The sequence below is a fragment of the Stenotrophomonas sp. HMWF023 genome (assembly GCF_003060985.1).
Lineage (GTDB): Bacteria > Pseudomonadota > Gammaproteobacteria > Xanthomonadales > Xanthomonadaceae > Stenotrophomonas > Stenotrophomonas lactitubi.
In genome coordinates this window covers 3,413-21,565 of record NZ_QAIJ01000152.1, presented here as the reverse complement: position 1 = coordinate 21,565, position 18,153 = coordinate 3,413, and the positions used below count along the sequence as shown (strand labels likewise).

Annotated in this window: 15 protein-coding genes; 9 read left to right on the top strand and 6 right to left on the bottom strand. The window is 67.4% G+C overall.

Annotation, left to right across the window (positions count from 1 at the left end):
- Positions 1 to 104: 104 nt before the first annotated feature.
- Positions 105 to 1,628 (bottom strand): thioredoxin family protein, encoded by a 1,524-nt coding sequence (locus DBR20_RS08375; RefSeq protein WP_108265859.1) that lies wholly within the window; start codon positions 1,626 to 1,628, stop codon positions 105 to 107.
- Positions 1,629 to 1,727: 99 nt separating this feature from the next.
- On the bottom strand, positions 1,728 to 2,207 hold the full coding sequence (locus DBR20_RS08370; protein WP_108265858.1) for a GNAT family N-acetyltransferase: 480 nt from the start codon (positions 2,205 to 2,207) through the stop codon (positions 1,728 to 1,730).
- 54 nt (positions 2,208 to 2,261) lie between these two features.
- Here DBR20_RS08370 and DBR20_RS08365 point away from each other — a divergent pair, with 54 nt between their 5' ends.
- From DBR20_RS08365 to DBR20_RS08325, 9 genes are all read left to right on the top strand, one after another.
- Positions 2,262 to 3,197 (top strand): TIGR03571 family LLM class oxidoreductase, encoded by a 936-nt coding sequence (locus DBR20_RS08365; RefSeq protein ID WP_108265857.1) that lies wholly within the window; start codon positions 2,262 to 2,264, stop codon positions 3,195 to 3,197.
- A 120-nt stretch (positions 3,198 to 3,317) separates the two neighbouring features.
- Positions 3,318 to 3,647 carry a DUF3817 domain-containing protein gene (locus DBR20_RS08360; protein ID WP_229979854.1) on the top strand — a complete coding sequence of 110 codons (330 nt, stop codon included), beginning with the start codon at positions 3,318 to 3,320 and terminating at the stop codon, positions 3,645 to 3,647.
- Between the two features lie 152 nt (positions 3,648 to 3,799).
- Positions 3,800 to 4,996, top strand: a complete 1,197-nt coding sequence (locus tag DBR20_RS08355; RefSeq protein WP_108265856.1) for an MFS transporter — start codon at positions 3,800 to 3,802, stop codon at positions 4,994 to 4,996.
- Positions 4,993 to 6,186 (top strand): isochorismate synthase, encoded by a 1,194-nt coding sequence (locus tag DBR20_RS08350; protein ID WP_108265855.1) that lies wholly within the window; start codon positions 4,993 to 4,995, stop codon positions 6,184 to 6,186. Before DBR20_RS08355 ends, DBR20_RS08350 begins: the two co-directional genes overlap by 4 nt.
- Positions 6,183 to 7,835 (top strand): AMP-binding protein, encoded by a 1,653-nt coding sequence (locus DBR20_RS08345; protein WP_108265854.1) that lies wholly within the window; start codon positions 6,183 to 6,185, stop codon positions 7,833 to 7,835. Before DBR20_RS08350 ends, DBR20_RS08345 begins: the two co-directional genes overlap by 4 nt.
- Positions 7,835 to 8,467, top strand: coding sequence for an isochorismatase family protein (locus tag DBR20_RS08340; protein WP_108265853.1), 633 nt, complete (start codon positions 7,835 to 7,837; stop codon positions 8,465 to 8,467). Before DBR20_RS08345 ends, DBR20_RS08340 begins: the two co-directional genes overlap by 1 nt.
- Positions 8,467 to 8,724 carry a phosphopantetheine-binding protein gene (locus DBR20_RS08335; RefSeq protein ID WP_108265852.1) on the top strand — a complete coding sequence of 86 codons (258 nt, stop codon included), beginning with the start codon at positions 8,467 to 8,469 and terminating at the stop codon, positions 8,722 to 8,724. Before DBR20_RS08340 ends, DBR20_RS08335 begins: the two co-directional genes overlap by 1 nt.
- A complete protein-coding gene (locus DBR20_RS08330; RefSeq protein WP_108265851.1) occupies positions 8,721 to 12,599 on the top strand; it encodes a non-ribosomal peptide synthetase in 3,879 nt (1,292 codons plus the stop codon). Before DBR20_RS08335 ends, DBR20_RS08330 begins: the two co-directional genes overlap by 4 nt.
- A complete protein-coding gene (locus tag DBR20_RS08325; RefSeq protein ID WP_108265850.1) occupies positions 12,590 to 13,354 on the top strand; it encodes a 2,3-dihydro-2,3-dihydroxybenzoate dehydrogenase in 765 nt (254 codons plus the stop codon). Before DBR20_RS08330 ends, DBR20_RS08325 begins: the two co-directional genes overlap by 10 nt.
- A gap of 44 nt (positions 13,355 to 13,398) precedes the next feature.
- On the opposite strand, the gene DBR20_RS08320 is transcribed toward DBR20_RS08325, so the two are convergent.
- The 4 genes from DBR20_RS08320 to DBR20_RS22830 all read right to left on the bottom strand — a co-directional run.
- Positions 13,399 to 14,883, bottom strand: coding sequence for an esterase-like activity of phytase family protein (locus DBR20_RS08320; RefSeq protein ID WP_108265849.1), 1,485 nt, complete (start codon positions 14,881 to 14,883; stop codon positions 13,399 to 13,401).
- 22 nt (positions 14,884 to 14,905) lie between these two features.
- Positions 14,906 to 17,206 (bottom strand): TonB-dependent receptor, encoded by a 2,301-nt coding sequence (locus DBR20_RS08315; protein WP_108265848.1) that lies wholly within the window; start codon positions 17,204 to 17,206, stop codon positions 14,906 to 14,908.
- A 373-nt stretch (positions 17,207 to 17,579) separates the two neighbouring features.
- The gene (locus tag DBR20_RS08310; RefSeq protein ID WP_108265847.1) at positions 17,580 to 17,957 is read right to left on the bottom strand and encodes a DUF2894 domain-containing protein; all 378 of its coding nucleotides are present in this window, start codon (positions 17,955 to 17,957) and stop codon (positions 17,580 to 17,582) included.
- Positions 17,947 to 18,153: OmpA family protein (locus DBR20_RS22830; protein WP_343125682.1), on the bottom strand; the 207-nt coding region annotated here is incomplete at its 5' end. The genes DBR20_RS08310 and DBR20_RS22830, both read right to left, overlap by 11 nt.

The window sequence follows — 18,153 nt, the reverse complement described above, 5'->3', positions numbered from 1 at the left end:
CAAGGATGGGTTTACGGCGTGTCCCGGCCAGCCCCTCCCGCCGCCGCAATCGATATCAACAAAAGCGCCGGAGCGGCGAACCATCCGCCAGCGCTTTCAATATCTCAGCTCAACCAATCCTTGCAGGCGCTATCAACCTGATCACCACAGGCGGTCTGCATCCGCTGCTGCAACCGTGCCAGCGTCTCCGCACCCTTGTGCTTCGCGCTCCACGCCTGCAGCTGTCCGGCCAGCCGTTCGAAGCGCTGACGCGTGCGCTGGTGGTAGCCGGAGGGCTGCTTGTCCAGTTCGGCGATCAACGCCTCGGTGGCCTGCTCGATGCGCGGTGCATCATCCGGCGCCAGCCGCAGCAGGCCTTCCACGTACAGCACGCCCCACTGCACGCGCGTGGCAGGCCCCTGCGCGCCTTCGTAGGCACGCTTCAACCACTCCAGGGCGCCGGCGGTATCACCGCGCTGCTCGGCCAGTTCGGCCAGCTCCGGCATGTAGTAGTAAGGCTGCTCGCTGCGCTTCAGCTCTGCCAGCAGCAAGGCCTCGGCGCCCGCATCGTCATCGACCTGACGCAGCGCGTAGACGGCACTGCTGATGGTGGCCTGGCGCGCATGCGCGTCGGTGGCGGCGGCATCGGCGGCGGCCACGCGCTGCTTCACCCGCTCAACCAGGCTTGCCGGCAGCGCGCCTTCGGGCTGCTGCTGGCGGGCCAGCGCCAGCTCGGTCAGCGCGCGTGACAAGGCATCGTCAGCGCGATCACCGCGCGCGGCATCGGCACGTTCCAGCGCGACCAGCAGCTGCTGACCGAGGGCATTGCTGCTGGCCGGACCGGCGCTGGCCTGCTTGACCAGCCCGGCGCCGGCATACCCCAGCAGCTCGCGGTTGCGACGTACTTCCGCCGGTTGCGCCAGCACGGCCTGCAACAGCTCACGTACCTGGGTGGGCGCTGTCGTCGGTTTCTCGGCTGTAGCCAAGGCGAGCAGCGCGAAGCGACGCTGCAGCGCCGGTTCGGGTGCGGCCTTGGCAAGTTGCTGCAGCACGTCCTGGGTGCTGCGCTTGCCGGCCAGGCGGTTGGCATCCACCTCCCAGCCATAGTCACCCAGCACCTGCCAGTCTTCGGCGCCAAGCTTGGCCGGCGTGGCCAGCGCGGTCGCAAGCGTTTCAGCAACGGCGCTGCGGCGGCTGGCGGCGACGGTCAGTGCCCGGGTCAGTTCGGCCGCGTCGTTGCCGCCGGCGACGCGGGTGATTTCGTTGCGCTGCGGGTCGAGCACGATCAGGGTCGGATAGCCGCGCACGCCGAAGCGTTCGCCCCACGCCTGCGCGCCTTCCTCGTCGCCGTCCAGGTACACCGGCACGAATTTGCCGGTCAGGGCGATGAAGGCCGGATCCTTGAACAGCCCGGCCTTGAGCTGGTTGCACGGCGGGCACCACACCGCGCCCCAGTACAGCAGCACCGGCTTGCCACTCTCGGCGGCTTCGTTGAAGGCATCATCCACATCGCCCTGGCGCCAGGCGATGGCGGAGGCCGGGGCGGTGGCTGCCGCCTGCGCCGTCGGCACCGGAGCGGAAGCGGGTGAGCAGGCGCTCAGGGCCGAGGCCAGCAGCAACATGGAAAGCGCGACGCGCATCGGCAGCATCTCGAAGGACAGGGTGATGGCCCATTGTAGGAACGGTCGGGGTGCTGGCTGATGCAGTTTGCTTATGTCGCACGCGCAGCACGGCATGTGGGCTGGAGATCAGTGCGGACCCAGGTCCGCACCCGCCGAAGCGGGCACCGTCAACACCAGCGGTTGGTAGATCAGGCCGTTGAACTGGCCGACGTCACCATCCAGCACGAATCCATAGTGTTCGTAGGCGGGCACCGCGTTGAGCGAGGCGCGCACGGTCATCTGCGGGCCACGCAGCTGCGGCAGCACCGCCTGCAGCAGGGCACGACCAATGCCTTGCCCCTGCAGTTCCGGCGCGACGAACAGCATTGCCAGATGCTGGCCGGCCTTCAGTTCCACCACGCCGACCACCTGGCCTTCCTGTTCGGCCACAAGAATGTGGTTGTCGCCCTGCAGGCGTTCGGCGAACGCAGAGGCAGCGGCCACCGTGCCGAACGTGGCGATGCCCTCGGCGGTGAGCATGGGCGCAACGGCTGCAGTGAACGCCGCCATGCACACCGCGCTGATCGCGGGCAGGTCATCGACGTGGGCGGGGCGGATCCTGGTCATGCGCTGTACTTCCTGTGGCGGGACGACATCAAGGCCCCACGCTAAGCTGGCGGCATGACTGATTTCAATCCTGCCCATGCCCGCTTGTTTCCAACGCAGGGCCTCAGCCTTGGCCTGATGACGCCAGTGGCCGCACACGGCCTGGCCGATCCGCATGAGGCACGACGCATCGCGCGGCTGGCCGACGATCTGGGTTTCGCCGCACTGTGGACCCGCGATGTGCCGTTGATGGTGCCGCAGGGGCCGGATGCGACTGCCAGCGCGCTGGATGATCCATTCCTGTGGCTGGGCATGCTGGCCGCGGCGACCGAACGCATCGTGATCGGCACTGCGGCCATCGTGCTGCCATTGCGGCACCCGTTGCAGGTGGCGAAGTCGGCGCTGACGTTGGACCGGATCAGTGGTGGGCGCTTCGTGCTGGGTCTGGGCTCGGGTGATCGGCCTGAGGAGTTCGCGGCATTCGGCGAGGATCTGGAAAGCAGGGCAGCGACCTTCCGCGAACGCTGGTCGCTGCTGCGTGCGGCGCTGTCGCCCGAACCATCCGAGCGTGCGCCGGTGTTGCAGGCAACCGGTGGATACGACGTACTTCCCGCGCCGGCCAGGCGCATTCCGATGCTGGTGGTCGGCACTGCACGGCAGAGCCTGCAGTGGATCGCGCGCGAAGCCGAAGGCTGGGCCACCTATCACCGCGAAGAAACCGCGCAGGAAGGGCGCATCGGTCTTTGGCAGCAGGCCCTGGCCCAGCGCGGCGGCGCGTCCAAGCCGTTCGTGCAGTCGATGCTGCTGGACCTGCAGGCCGACCCGGCTGCGCCGGCAGAACCGCTGCCGCTGGGCCTGAAGGTGGGCCGCGATGGCCTGCGCGACTACCTGTTGCGGGTGCACGCGCAGGGCGTGGCGCATGTGATGTTCAACCTGGTCGACAACGGCCGGCCGATGGACGAGGTGCTGCGTGAGATCGGCGAGCAGATCCTGCCGGATACGCGTCGGTAGATGTCCACCTTGTGGGAACAGCTCTACCGTTCGCCGGGCATGGCCCGGCGCTACCCTCGGTGTTCGGATCGTTCGCATCTGCGTATCATTCGCATTTGACATCCACTGTTGGAGCCTTGCGTGATCCACCGCAACCCGCTGCATCCGACCGGACGCCTGTTCGCGATCGTCGCCTTCATCGAGGCCATCACCTGGGCCGGTCTGCTTGCCGGCATGTGGCTCAAGTACGGCCCGCAGGCCAACGTCGCGCTGGTGAAGCTGTTCGGGCCGCTGCATGGCGTGGCGTTCATGGTGTACGTGGCGGTGACCCTGTTTGCGGCGCTCCGGCTGCGCTGGCCGTGGTGGGCAACGGGGCTGGCCTTGCTGGCCGCGATTCCGCCGCTGGTGACCCTGCCGCTGGAGTGGTGGTTCAAGCGTCGCGGCCTGCTGTCGGTACGCGCAGGGCAGTGATGCACTCGCGGGTGCATGCCCGTTAAGCGAATGGGTATCAAATGCAAATGCGAGCCGTTATCATTTAAGGATGACGTCGCCGCCTGACAGGGCGACGTCGCGCGGGGTGCGGAAGCGCCCGGCGTTCCCTCCTTGGTTACGGTTGGTGTTCCATGCATGCACGTCCTGTGGTTCCCGGCTTGCCGGCGCTGGTGTTGGCTGCCCTGATCGGCACCATGGCGATGATGTCCTTCGTCGCCGTCATCGGCCCGGTGGTCCGCCTGCTGGGCCTGTCTGAATGGCATGCCGGTCTATCGGTCACGGCCGCGGGTGTGTTGTGGATGCTGGCCGCTCGCCCCTGGGGCCAGCTCAGCGATCGCATCGGCCGCAAGCGCGTGCTGGTGCTGGCCATGAGTGCCTACACGCTGGTCTACATCGCGTTGGCGGTGTTCATCGATGTCGCGCTGCAGACGATACCGCCGGTGCTGGTCTCGGTGCTGGTGCTGGTAGGTGCGCGCGGGCTGGTGGGCCTGTTCTATGCGGCCGTGCCGCCAACCGCCGCTGCGCTGATCGCAGACCAGGCCCCACCGGGCCAACGCACAAAGTTCCTGGCCCGGCTGGGCAGCGCCAATGCGCTGGGCATGGTGCTGGGCCCGGCTGCTGCCGGATGGCTTGCCTACAAGAACCTGCCGTTGGCGCTGTACGTGGCGGCGCTGCTGCCGCTGCTTGCGCTGGGCCTGCTGGCGTGGCGCCTGCCGGCCACGCCCCCGGTGGCTGCCGCGCAGAACCGCAAGCGCGTACCACTGTCGCGCCTCGACCCGCGCTTGCGCCTGCCGCAGATGGCCGCGTTCGTGGCGATGGTGTCGGTCACCATCGCGCAGGTCACAGTTGGCTTCTTCGCCATCGATCGCTTCGGCCTGGATGCAGCCGAAGGCGCGCGCATGGCCGGCATCGCCCTGACTGCCGTGGGCGTGGGCCTGATTCTTGCGCAGGGGCTGGTGATGAAGCTGGACGTGCATCCCCGACGCTGGATCATCCTCGGCGCACTGATCGCCGGCATCGGCTTCGCTTCGGTGGCCGCGGTGCAACAGACCTGGCAGTTGCCGGCGGCCTACGCGCTCGCGGCGTTCGGCATGGGTTTCGTGTTTCCCTCGTTCCAGGCGTTGGCCGCCGATGCGGTGCAGGCGCACGAACAGGGTGCGACGGCCGGCACGGTCGCGGCGGCACAGGGACTGGGCATGGTGGCCGGGCCGATGCTCGGCACCCTGTTGTATCGCGGCGGGGCCAGCCTGCCTTACCTGCTGGTCGGCGTGTTGCTGCTGGTGCTGTGCGTGCTGGCCGCAGCGTATCGGATGAAGGAGACGACATGAACGATTCCCTGATGCAGGGCGCGTGGCCAGAGGCTGCGTCGATGCTGCCGGAACCCAGCGCCGAAGCGTCACTGTTCCTGCTGCGGCAGGCCGATCAACAAATGCACGCGCGGGGCTGTCGCGCACCCTTGCCGGCGGGCGCGCTGGCCACGTTGGCCGAGCGTGTGGCGACGTTCTTCGCGCAGCAGCGCGGTGGGCCGGGCCTGCTGGTCGGCGCGGTGCCGTTCGAGCCGCGCGCCGATGATGCGTTGTACCAGCCCGAGCGTCTGTTGCCGGCGTTGCCCGTGCAATCGCAGGCAGCGCCGGCGCTGGCTGGAGTGCTGACCGCTGAGCCGTCCGCGCAGGACTATGCAGCGTCAGTGGCCGACGCGGTCAGCGCGATGCGCGCGCCCAACCCGACGCTGCACAAGGTGGTACTGGCGCGCAGCCTGTTGGCGCACACGCAGCAGGCGCTGTCGCCGGAAATGCTGCTGGCCCGCCTGGGCACCGATCCTTCGGTGGCGACCTACGCCGTGCCGCTGCCAGTGGACGTCGGCCAGGCGCCGGCGTGGCTGGTGGGGGCGACGCCGGAGCTGCTGCTGCGCAAGCGCGGTGCGCAGGTACTGTCGCATCCGCTTGCTGGTTCGGCCCGGCGCAGTGCCGATCCGGTCGCCGACGAGCGCGCCGCGCAGGCGTTGCTGGCATCGGCAAAGGATCACGACGAACACCGCCATGTGGTTGAAGCCATCGTCGATGGCCTGTCGCCGTGGTGCAGCCACATCGATGCGCAGCCGCGCCCGGTGCTGCACGCTACCGCCAGCATGTGGCATCTGGGAACGCGCATCCACGCCACGCTGAAGGACGCTGCCACCTCGGCGGCGACACTGCTGGCCGAGCTGCATCCCACGCCGGCCGTCTGCGGTACCCCGCGGCTGGACGCACTGCAGCGCATCCGTGCGCTGGAACCGGTACCGCGCGGCTTCTATGCCGGCGCCGTGGGCTGGCTGGATGCACAGGGTGACGGCGACTGGTATGTGGCGATCCGCTGCGCGCGCCTGCAGGGCACCCAGCTGCGCCTGTATGCCGGCGCCGGCATCGTTGCCGACTCGCAGCCCGCCGCCGAGGTTGCCGAGACCGCCGCCAAGTTTGCTGCGCTGTTGAACGCACTGGGCGTGCAGGACCCGCTGCCCTTGATCGAGGTATCCGCATGACGCCGTCCGCCGTTGACTCCCGCCTGCCGCTGCAGCAGCAATGGCCAGAAGCGCTGGTCGCGCGCTATCGGGCTGCAGGTCATTGGCGTGGCGAAACCTTCCCCGGTTTCCTGCGCGAACGCGCCGAGCGCCATGCCGATGACATCGCGGTGGTGGCTGGCGATGAGCGCTTGAGCTATGCGCAGCTCTGGCATGAGGCCGGGCGCATCGGTGCCGGCCTGCTGGCGCTGGGCCTGCAACCCGGTGAGCGCGTGCTGGTGCAGCTGGGCAACACCGCCAGTTTCATCAGCACCATCTGCGGGCTGTTCCGCGCCGGGCTGGTGCCGGTGTACGCACTGCCGGCGCATCGCATCACCGAGCTGGCCCACTTCGCCCGCAAGGCCGAGGCCAGCGCCTACATCAGCACCGATGTACATGAGGGCTTCGATCATCGGGGCCTGGCGCGCGCGCTGCAGGCGGACGTGCCGGCGGTACGCCACGTGCTGATCGATGGCGATGCGGCCGAGTTCGTCGCGCTGGACTCGCTGCAGGGTGACCGCAGCCAGCTGCCGGCCGATCCTGATCCGCAGTCGGTGGCGTTCCTGCAGATCTCGGGTGGCAGCACCGGGCTGTCAAAGCTCATTCCGCGCACGCATGACGATTACATCTACTCGTTCCGCGCCAGCAACGAAATCTGCGGTATCGACCGCGACAGCGTGTACCTGGTCGCGCTGCCGGCGGCGCACAACTTTCCGATGAGTTCGCCCGGTTTCTTCGGTGCGCTGTACGCCGGTGCCCGCGTGGTGCTCAGCCCGGGCCCCGGCCCGGACGCGGCATTCCCGTTGATCGCGCGCGAGAAGGTGACCTGCTGTGGTCTGGTACCGCCGCTGGCGCTGCTGTGGGCACAGGCGGCGGTGGCCAGCAAGCACGATCTGTCCAGCCTGCAGGTACTGCAGGTTGGTGGCGCGAAGCTGGTGCCGGAGGCCGCACGGCGGGTCATTGATGGGCTCGGTTGCACGCTGCAGCAGGTGTTCGGCATGGCCGAAGGCCTGGTCAACTACACCCGGCTGGATGATCCGCAGGAACTGATCGTGGCCTGCCAGGGGCGGCCGATCAGCGTCGATGACGAGGTGCGGGTGGTCGATGACCACGATCATCCCGTTGCCGAAGGCGAGGTCGGCCATCTGCTCACGCGCGGCCCGTACACCATCCGCGGTTACCACAACGATGCGGCGGCGAATGCACGCTCGTTCACCGACGATGGCTTCTATCGCACCGGCGACCGCGTGCAGCAGCTGCCCGGCGGCTACCTGGTGGTACAGGGCCGTGCCGGCGACCACATCAACCGGGCGGGCGAGAAGATCTCCGCCGAGGAGATCGAAGACCATCTGCTGGCCCATGGCAGCGTGTTCGATGCCGCCGTGGTCTCCATTCCCGACGATTATCTGGGCGAGCGCAGCTGTGCCTTCGTGATCCAGCAGGGCGAGGTGATCAAGGCACCGGCGCTGAAGGCGTGGATGCGTGGACGTGGCCTGGCCGCGTTCAAGGTGCCCGATCAGATTGTCTTCGTGGACAGCTTCGATACCACGGCGGTTGGCAAGATCAGCCGCCGCGAACTGCGCGCGCAGCTGCGTGCGCGTCATCTGCAACAGACAGGAGGAACGCGCTGATGGCGCTGCCCCGTATTGCTCCGTATTCCCTGCCGACCGCCGCAGAACTGCCGCAGGCGCGTGGCGCCTGGCGCCCCCAGCGCGATCGTGTCGCCTTGCTGGTGCACGACATGCAACGCTATTTCCTTGCCGCCTTCGATGCTGGCAACGCGCCGCTGCGGCCGGCAGTGGACAACATCGCGCGGCTGCTGGGGCATTGCCGTACGCACGGCATTCCGGTGTTCTACACCGCCCAGCACGGTGACCAGGACCGTCGTGACCGTGGCCTGCAGGCAGACCTGTGGGGCCCGGGCATGGGCCGTCGTGCCGACCACGAGCCGATCATCGACGCGCTGGCACCGGCACCGGGCGAGCATGTGCTGGTCAAGCATCGCTACAGCGCGTTCCAGCGCAGCAATCTGGAGACTCTCATGCGCGTGCGTGGCCGCGACCAGCTGCTGATCACCGGCGTATACGCGCACATCGGATGCACCGCCACGGCAGTGGAGGCGTTCCAGCGCGACATCGAAACCTTCATCGCTGCCGATGCCGTGGCTGATTTCTCGCGTGCCGACCATGATCAGGCGCTGCACTGGATTGCCCGCACCTGCGGCGTACCGATGACCACCGAACAGCTGCTGGAAGCATTGTGATGAACGCGACGACCGAAGCCTTGACCCTGGAGCGCATGCGCGCCGACGTCGCCCGCGTACTGGACTGCCAGGCGGCTGACATCGGTGACGATGACAACCTGATCGATCTGGACCTGGATTCGATGCGCATGCTGGGGCTGGTGCTGGCCTGGGGCAACACCGGGCTGCCACTGGAGTTCTCGCAGCTGGCCGAACACACCACGCTGAGCCAATGGTGGGCGGTGGTGCAGCAGCTGCAGGCCGCGCAGACAGCATGAACGGACCGCCGCTGCCGCTGACCGAGGCGCAGGCCGGGCTGTGGTTTGCCCAGCGGCTGGCACCGGAAAACCCGGCATTCAATACCGCGCATGCGGTGTGGATCGAGGGTCCGCTGGATGTGGCAGTGTTCACCGCTGCCGCCAATCAGGCCGCCGCCGAGGCCGAGGCGTTGGCCTTGCGTTTCGCCGAGGCCGAGGACGGCAAGCCCGTGCAATGGCACGAATCCACGCGGGCGCCATTGCTGCAGCTGCGCGATGTCGCTGCTGCGGCCGATCCGCAGCAGGCGGCACGCGCCGCGATGCACGCCGATCGCTCCAGCGCAGTTGATCCGACCCGCGACCGACTGAGCCAGCAGGTGCTGTTCAACCTGGGCGGCCAGCGCTGGGCCTGGTACCTGCGCGTGCATCACCTGGCCACCGATGGCTATGGCATGGCGCTGTTTACTGACCGTGTCTGCGCACTGTATGCGGGCCGCACCGGTAGCGCCTTGCCAGCGCTGGCGGGCGTGCTGGCCGACGATGCCAGCTACCGCAGCGATGCGCGCCGCGACGCGGACAGGCAGTGGTGGCTGCAGGCACTGCAGGGCGCGCCGGCCTCCACCGGCCTGGCCGGAACCGCCGCTGCCAGTGACGATGCCGTGCGTTGGGTGCAGCCGGTGGACCCTGCCTTCCGCGAGCGTCTGCTGCAGGTTTCGGCATCGTGGCTGCAGCCGTGGCCGGATGTGCTCGCTGCATTGGCCGCCGAGTATGTGCGCCGCATGAGCGCGTCCGGGGAAGTGGTGCTCGGCGTGCCCTACATGGCGCGGCTGGGCAGCGTTGCGGCGCGGGTGCCGGCGATGGTGATGAACGTACTGCCGCTACGGGTGGCGGGCGGCGAGGCCAGCGTCGAGGAATTCTGCCGGCGCATCGGGCGCCAGCTCAGCCAGGGCCGCAAGCATGGCCGCTACCGGGGCGAGCAGCTGCGTCGTGACCTCGGGCTGGTCGGTGCACAGCACCGCCTGCACGGGCCGTTGATCAACGTACAGCCCTTCTACAAGCCGCTGGCGCTGCCGGGTGTGCAGGCCTCGCTGGAGGTGCTGAGCACCGGGCCGGTGGACGATCTGATACTGGGCTTCCGTGGCGATGGACAGACCCTGCTGGATCTGGAGATTGAAGCAAACCCTGCTTTGTACGGTCTGCACGACGTGAAGGCGCATGCCCGGCGGTTGTTGCATTTCGTGTCGGCGGCGCTGCAGTCCGAAGACATCGCGGCGGTACCGCTGGCGACGCCGGAAGAATCCAAGCAGATCGTGCATGGCTTCAATGCCACCACGCATCCGCTGCCTGACACCACCCTGGTCGAACTGCTGCAGCAGGGCATGGACCGTGATCCGTCGGCACCGGCGCTGGTGTTCGGCGATACGACGCTGGACCACGCCACGCTGGAGGCGCGCAGTTTCGCACTGGCCGCGCAGCTGCGTTCGCTGGGCGTGGGGCCGGGCACCATCGTCGCGGTAGCGCTGCCGCGTTCGCTGGAACTGGTGGTGGCGCTGCTGGCGGTACTGCGTGCAGGCGGCGCGTACCTGCCACTCGACCTTGCCCACCCGGCTGAGCGACTGGCGCGCATCCTGGCGTCGTCGCAGCCGGTTTGTGTGCTGGCAGAGGCCAGCGCGCAATCCCGGTTGGCAGACGTAACGGTGCTGTCGCCGGATCAGTGGACCGATGTGAGCTTTGCCGCACCGTGGCCGGGCCCGATGGGCGACGATGCGGCCTATGTGATCTATACCTCCGGTTCGACCGGCGAGCCCAAGGGCGTGGTGATCGAGCACCGCGCCATCGTCAATCGCCTGTTGTGGATGCGCGAGCACTACGGCATCGGCGCCGACGACCGGATTCTGCAGAAGACCCCGGCAACCTTCGACGTATCGGTGTGGGAATTCTTCCTGCCACTGCTGTGCGGCGCGACGCTGGTGCTGGCGGGGCCGGACGCACACCGCGACCCGACCGAGCTGGCGCGATTGATCCGCGTGCATGGCATCACCACTGCACATTTCGTACCGTCGATGCTGGATGCGTTCCTGGCTGCACCGGCCTCACAGGATCTGCAGCTACGGCGCGTGTTCACCAGTGGCGAGGCGCTGGATGCCGCCCTGCGCGATCGCTTCCACGCGAGAATGCAATCCGAACTGCACAACCTGTACGGGCCGACCGAGGCGGCAGTGGATGTGAGCTGGTGGCCGGCGTCGGCCGATGATTGCTCGCGCCCGGTGCCGATCGGTTTCCCGGTCTGGAACACCCGCCTGTATGTGCTTGACGCACGTATGCAGCCCGTGCCGGTGGGCGTGGCAGGTGACCTATACCTCGGTGGTGTGCAGTTGGCGCGCGGCTATCTCGGCCGCGACGACCTGACGGCCGAGCGCTTCCTGGCCGATCCGTTCCTGCCGGGTGAACGAATCTATCGTACTGGCGACGTGGCGCGCTGGCGGGCCGACGGTGCTGTCGAATACCTGGGGCGCAGCGACCACCAGGTGAAACTGCGCGGCCTGCGCATCGAGCTTGGCGAGATCGAAGCGGCGTTGCGCGAGCTGCCTGGCATGGACCGGGTGGAAGTGCTGTTGCGCGATGATCTTCCCGGTGAGGCGCGGCTGGTCGCCTATGTGCCGTCGACTCAGGCGGATGCAGCGGTGCTGCGCAGTCATCTGCTGACGCGGGTACCCGACTACATGGTGCCGTCTGCGTTCGTAGGCGTGGATCAGTGGCCGGTGACTGCCAATGGCAAGCTGGACCGGGCTGCGCTGCCGAAGCCGCCGCAGCAGGAAGTCGCAGGGCAGGCGCCACGCACGCCGCTGGAACAGGAACTGACCGGGCTGTTTGCGCAGGCGCTGGGGCGTGAAGCGCCGGTGGCCGTCGATGTGGATTTCTTCAGCCTCGGTGGCGACTCGCTTTCGGCCGTGCACCTGCTGCTGGCCATCGAGCAGCGCTGGCGTTGCGAGCTGGGTCTCGGCGCCCTGTTCGCGCAGCCAACCGTTGCCGCGCTGGCGGCACGCATCGCCGAGCCGCCCGCACATGCCGATCACGCGTTGGGCCCGGTGATTGCGCTGTCTGCGTCCGACGAGCCAACCGTGGCGCCCTTGTTCGTGCTGCACCCGGCCGGGGGCATTGCATGGAACTACCGCGCGCTTGCCCGTGCGCTGCAGCCAACGCGCGCGGTGTACGGGTTGCAATCACCTGCACTCGATCCCACGCAACCCCTGCCAGGCAGCATCGAGGCCATGGCCAATGACTATGTGCAGCGGGTGATCACGCTGCAGCCGCAGGGGCCGATCCATCTGCTCGGCTGGTCGGTGGGCGGCATCCTCGCGCAGGCGATGGCCGTGCGCCTGCACGACATCGGCCGCGAGGTCGGCGAACTGGTGCTGCTCGATGCCTATCCCAGCGAATGCTGGCGTGCCGAACCGGAGCCCGACCCGATCGCGGCGCTGCGGGCGCTGTTGGCCATCGCCGGGCACGATCCCGATGCGCATCCGGAACTGGACGACCGCGCGCGCATCCTGTCCTTCCTGCGGCGCGGCGGCAGCGCGCTGGGCAGCCTGCCCGAGGTGGTGCTCGACGGCGTGGTGCGGGCGGTGACCGGAACCAATCGACTGATCCGCGAACACCAGCACCGACCCTTCGTGGGAACGCTGGCGCATGTGCGCGCCGGACGCGATCATCAGGCACGGCCGCAGTTGCAGTCCGCACTGTGGAAGGCCCATGCGCTGCAGGTGGACGCCATCGAGCTGCCGTTCCTGCACGCCGAACTGACCGGCCGCGACGCCGTGGCACAGCTGGCGCCGTGGCTATCGGCGCGTCTGCAGCAGTGGGACAGGCAACAGGAGAATGCAACGTGCAGTTGACGGGTTTTGAAGGAAACGTGGCGCTGGTGACCGGCGCAGCCGGCGGTATCGGCGCGGCGCTGGTGGGGCAGCTGCTGGACGCAGGATGCCGGGTCGTGGCAACCGATCGTGAGCGGCCTGCGCTGGCGACCGACGATGGGCGCGTGCAGGCCTTCGCACTGGACGTCACCGAAGGTGCGGCCGTGGACGCGCTGGTCGACCAGGTGGAAGCCACGGTGGGGCCGATCATGCTGGCGGCCAGCGTGGCTGGCGTGTTGCATGTCGGCGAGGTCGTGGACACCAGTGACGCGGATTGGCGCAGGGTGTTCGCGGTCAATACCGACGGTGTGTTCCATGTCGGTCGCGCACTGGCGCGGGTGATGTCGCCGCGCAGGCAAGGTGCCATCGTGACCGTCAGCTCCAACGCGGCGGGCGTGCCACGGCACGGCATGGCCGCCTATGCCGCCTCGAAGGCGGCGGCGACGATGTTCACCCGCTGCCTGGGGTTGGAGCTGGCGCCACTGGGCATCCGCTGCAACATCGTTGCGCCGGGCTCCACGTTGACCCCGATGCAGACCGGCATGTGGGAAGACGAGCAGGGCGCGGCGCGGGTAATTGCTGGCAATCCGGCGACCTACAAGGCGGGCATTCCGTTGCGGAAGCTGGCCACGCCGGAGGACATCGCACAGGCAGTGATGTTCCTGCTGTCCGAGCAGGCCGGGCACGTGGCGATGAGTGACCTGTACGTGGATGGTGGCGCCACGCTGCGCGGGTAGGAATGCACTCTGTAGAGCCGAGCCCATGCTCGGCTCTACAGAATCTATCGTGGCGTGACGGGTAGTGGCTGCGGCAGGGTGAGCCGATATACCAACACCCGGTTGTCGTTGTCGTAAGCACTGTCGCAGTGCTCGCCCTGCATGCGGCAGTTGCGGGCGATGAAGTCGTTGTCGTTGCCGATAAGCAGCAATATGTCGTTCGGGTGCTCTGGATCAAGCGCCGGCAACACGTCCATCGCTTCCCATTTCTCCGACAGCAGTCCCGCGTGCGGGCCGCGCCCTGTATCCAGATCCAGCCCGGCCCGGGCCAGTTGTGGCCGGTCGAGCAGGTTCAGTACCTCTTTGACCTGGGCAGGCACGATGCCTGTTTTCAACATGGCGTCAGCCGGATCGGCAAGCACCGATGCGGTGCCGATCTCATATTCCGTGCCCACCAGATTGGCGGCCTGCGCCACGTTCACCAGCAGCACCGATTTGTAGACGATCGGGTCATCGCCATCCTTGCCCAGGCCATTGCCATCGCGCGCCAGCATCAGGAAACGCTCGTTGTCCAATGCACGCAGCTCGCTCTGTGCGGCGGTACGGTCGAGCTTGCCCTTGCCGTCATGGGCATAGGCGGGCAGGATCATCACATGATGGCCGACCGGTTGCGTCGGCGTCGGGCTGGCAGATACGTCGTAGACCAGCACGCGGGTATTGATGCGGCCGGCGGCATTGCCCGGCGCGCTGTCCTGGATCAAGGCGCTCTGCAGCGCAACAAACAGCCGTGTGCCGTCGGGCGACAGGCTCATGCCTTCCACGCCCTGGTTGTTGCGGCGCCCGGTCTGCGGCGGAGCCAACGATCCAAAGGCAGGCTTGCCATCACGTTGTGGCCGGATCGCCAGCGGCGGCACGATCACTCCCTGCAGCTGGCCCTGTGCATCGAAGTAGTAGACGTTGGCGGTGTACTCGTCGCCGATGTAGAAGTGGCCGTCGGCTGTGAACTGCAGGGATTCTGCATCGAGCGCGACCTTGCCGGCCCCCGCGCCCACGGCGGGCGAGGGCAGCACCATGCCACGCTGGTTGATCGTGTGATCACCCGGATCTGCACCGGTGAAGGGCTGGCCGTTGTAGTCCTTCAGCACCAGCCCCTTTTCTGGCGTCATCGTCACCACGCCGAAGCCCTTGGACGTCCCCTGTGGCCAGTCGATGCGCAGCTTCATGCGCTCCAGGCGGCCGGCGTAGTCGTAGAACAGGCCGGCCTCCGGATCGTTGCGGCCGCGGTCGGGCAGCGTCCACAGCACCCCCTGGTAGCCACGCTCGGTGCGCCGCCACGTGCCCGGCTGTATCGCCAACGACGAGAACGAGCCCAGCGTATCGCCGAGGAAGTCCACGGTGCCTGCCGGCAATCGCCCGGCGGCGACCAATCCCTTGTCCACGTAGGTGAAGCTGCCCACGTCCACCGCGCGTGGTGGCACGCCGCGGGCTTCATGCGGTGCGTTGTAGCCGCTGACCGAGAGCGCGGCCAACAGCAGGGCAGTAGCGGACATCGATGGACTCCTCGGCCGGTGATCAGAAGCGGATGTCGATGGTACCGAACACCTGGCGCGGTGCCGACGCATGGAACACATACAGCTTGCCCGACGGGTCGCTGGGTGCGAACACGCTTGAATCCAGGTTGCTGGCGTAGCGCTTGTCGCCCAGGTTGGTGACGTTCAGCGACAGGCGCATGCCCTTGGCGAAGCCGACCTGGCCGAAATCGTAGCCACCGGCAAGGTCGAACACGGTGAAGCCGCCGAAGCCCTGGTCGTTGGTATAGGTGTAGAAGCGCTCGCCGGTGTACTTGCCGCGCAGGCTGGCAAACCAGCCGTTGTCGCGCCAGGTGATCTCGGTGGCCAGCAGCTGCTTGGGCGTGTCGGTCTGGATCTTTCCCTTGATCTGCTGCTCGACGCCCGCCTGGATGTAGTTGGAGGCATACGTCGAGCGGTTCAGCGACGCCGAGGTGTACCAGCTGAAGTGCTCGTTCGGTGTCCACAACACGGTCAGTTCGGCACCGCGGCTGTCGACGCCGCCGACGTTGTAGAAGCGGTTTCCGCAGGTCGGTCCGACCGCCTGCCGCGAGTCGCAGGGGTTGTACTGCAGCAGGCGGTTGTCGAAGCGCACGCTGTAGGCAGCAACCGATGCCTGCAGCGTGTCGGTGACGAAGCGGTAGCCCGCCTCCAGCGAACGTGACTCTTCCGGCTTCAGGTTGCCCTGCGCGTTCCAGGTGGCCTGGCTGACCGCCTGCGGGCCGAGTTTGAAGCCGCCCTGGAACATGGCGATGTTCTCGGCGTAGCTGGCGAACACTTCGTGATGCTCGCTGAGGCGGAAGTTGGCGCCGACACTGGGCAGGAAGTTCTTGCTGGCCTTCAGCGAACCGGTGGCGAACTGGTTGTTAGAGCTCGGCGAGATCGGCGTCTTCGCATCGCCGGGCAGCGCCTGTGCGTCGGAGGTGGCATGCGGGCTCTTGGCGCCGAATTCCAGGGTCAGACGGTCGTCAAGCAGGCGCCAGGTGTCCTTCAGGAAGAACTGGTGGGTTTTCCAGCGCGTTCGCTGGGCGAACACACCCACATCCGAGGGCAGGGTGTTCATGCCGCTCAGGTCGCGTGGTCCGTCCACAGCGGTCTGGTAGCGTTCGGCACTGCTGGTGTTGCGTTCGTACCAGACGCCACCTTCGATGCGGTGCGCCCCCAGCTCCCAATCGAACGACAGCGTGCCGCCATCGCGGTCGATGGTGTAGATGGTGTTGCGGAAGATGATCGGGATTTCCTGCGCAGTGCCCTTGTTCGACCAGGCACCGCTGTTCCAGTTGTGGCCTTCGCCACGGTCGTCGTGGTGGTAGGCCAGCGCCCGCAGGGTGAAGCCGTCGGCGAGGAAGAAGTCGCCGGCCAGGTAGTACAGGTTGTCATCGCGCAGGATCTGCCCGGCGGTGAAGGCGCCGTCGGCGTCCCTGTCAGGACCGCTGTTGTCGCACTTCTTCGCGTTGAGGCTGGCGGTGTTGCAGTAGGCCTTGGCCACGGCCTTGTTCCAGTCCGGTGCGTAGCCGCCCCAGTCCCAGCCGAGGCCGCGGGACATCTCGTCCTTGGACAGATAGAAGTAGTCGGCCTGGCTGGTGCGCGAAGTGTCGACGAAGCCGGTGATCTGGCCGCTGCCGAAGTTCCACACGCCCCTGGCGTTGAACTGCTTGGTGCTGGATTTGTTGTACGCGGTCTGGTCGTTCCACAGGTCCGAGACCGCGTTCATGCCCGACACGTAGCCGGAGAATCCGTTGTACTCGCCGCTGTCCACGCGCACGAAGGTGCGGCGGTTGGCATCGCTGCCGAAGGTCTGCACCACGCGGCCGCCCAGTTCCTGCGCCGGTCGGTCGGAGGTATAGGAAATGGTGCCGCCGAGGTTGCTGGTGGACGGCGTGCCGAGGCTGCCGATGCCCACCGCGAGTTCGGCGCCTGCCATGTTCTCGCTGATCAACGCACGGTTGATGGTCAGGCCGTTGTAGTTGTTGTACGCGCCATCGCCCAGCGGCACGCCGTCCAATGTGTAGCCCAGCCGGGTGGCGTTGAAGCCGCGCAGGCTGAGGGTCATCGACTGTTCGTTGGTACCCAGCGCGTCGGCCGACTGCGCGTTGACGCCGGGCAGAAGGTTCAGCGTTTTCTGCAGGCTGGTGCCTGGCGGCAGGATGTCCAGGTTCTCGCGGGTGATGCGCTGCACCTGGCGCGCCTCGCCACTGCCGATGACTGAAACGGCATCGAGGTCGGTGGCCGTCGACGCCTGCTGCGCCCATACGGTCGGTGCAAGGGCAAGGGACAACGCAGCAGCCAACAGGGTCTTGGTCATGGAGCAGGCACTCAGGCAGGCGCGAGCCGCCGCATGAAAGCGGAGCTCAGGCAGATGAAAGGGGAAGGCGCGATGCGATCACAGACGCCGGAGGCGTCGTTCGATCAACGTGAAAATGGTGCGCTAGACAGATGACTGTCTGGTGACATGGTCGTCTGTGCTTGCGACTGGGCCGGGTGGCGCTACTGCATTGAACGTTGGAACGACCGGCGCACTGCTGTGGTAGATGCCAACCTTGGTTGGCATACGCAGCGGCGAATGGACGCTGCGCTACCCGGTTTGTGGAGCGCCAACCAAGGTTGGCATCTACCAGGAGCGCGGATCAGGAATGTCGTGTCCAGAAGCGCGGTTCGAGATCGGCGTCAACGCGCGCTCAATCCGCCTTGCGTGGCTTGCGCGTGCGCTTGGGCTTTGCTGAGTCACCGCTACTGACCGCTCCATCCTGCAACGCCTGCAGCCACGACAGCGTATCGACGTAGTCGATGAAGTGGCGCAGATACCCGGGGCTGGTCGCCTGCATCGTGTCCAGCATGCGCTGCACCAGCACTGCCGAGTTCAGTGGGCCGCCGTCGGCCGGAGCCTCGGTGCGCAGCGAGCGGCGCACCTGTAGTTCGCTGCGCAGCTCGGACCACTCGCGGCGCACGTCGTCCAGCATCGGCACCTGCGGGTAGTGCGGCAGCGAACGCGACCCGGTGTCGAGATCGCGCACCAGCGCACGCAATCCATCCAATGGCGAGGACTCAGCTGCCATCGCCGCTCTTTTCGCCCGGCGCAGCAGCCTTGGGCTTGGGAATCGGCGCGATCTCCACGCGGCGGTTGCGCGCGCGGCCATCTTCGTTGGCATTGGAGCTGACCGGCTGCTCGCTGCCGAAGGCGGCGGCGAACACCGCATCGGCCGGTACGCCGTCGGCGATCAGGGTACGGGTCACCGTCAGCGAGCGCTGTGC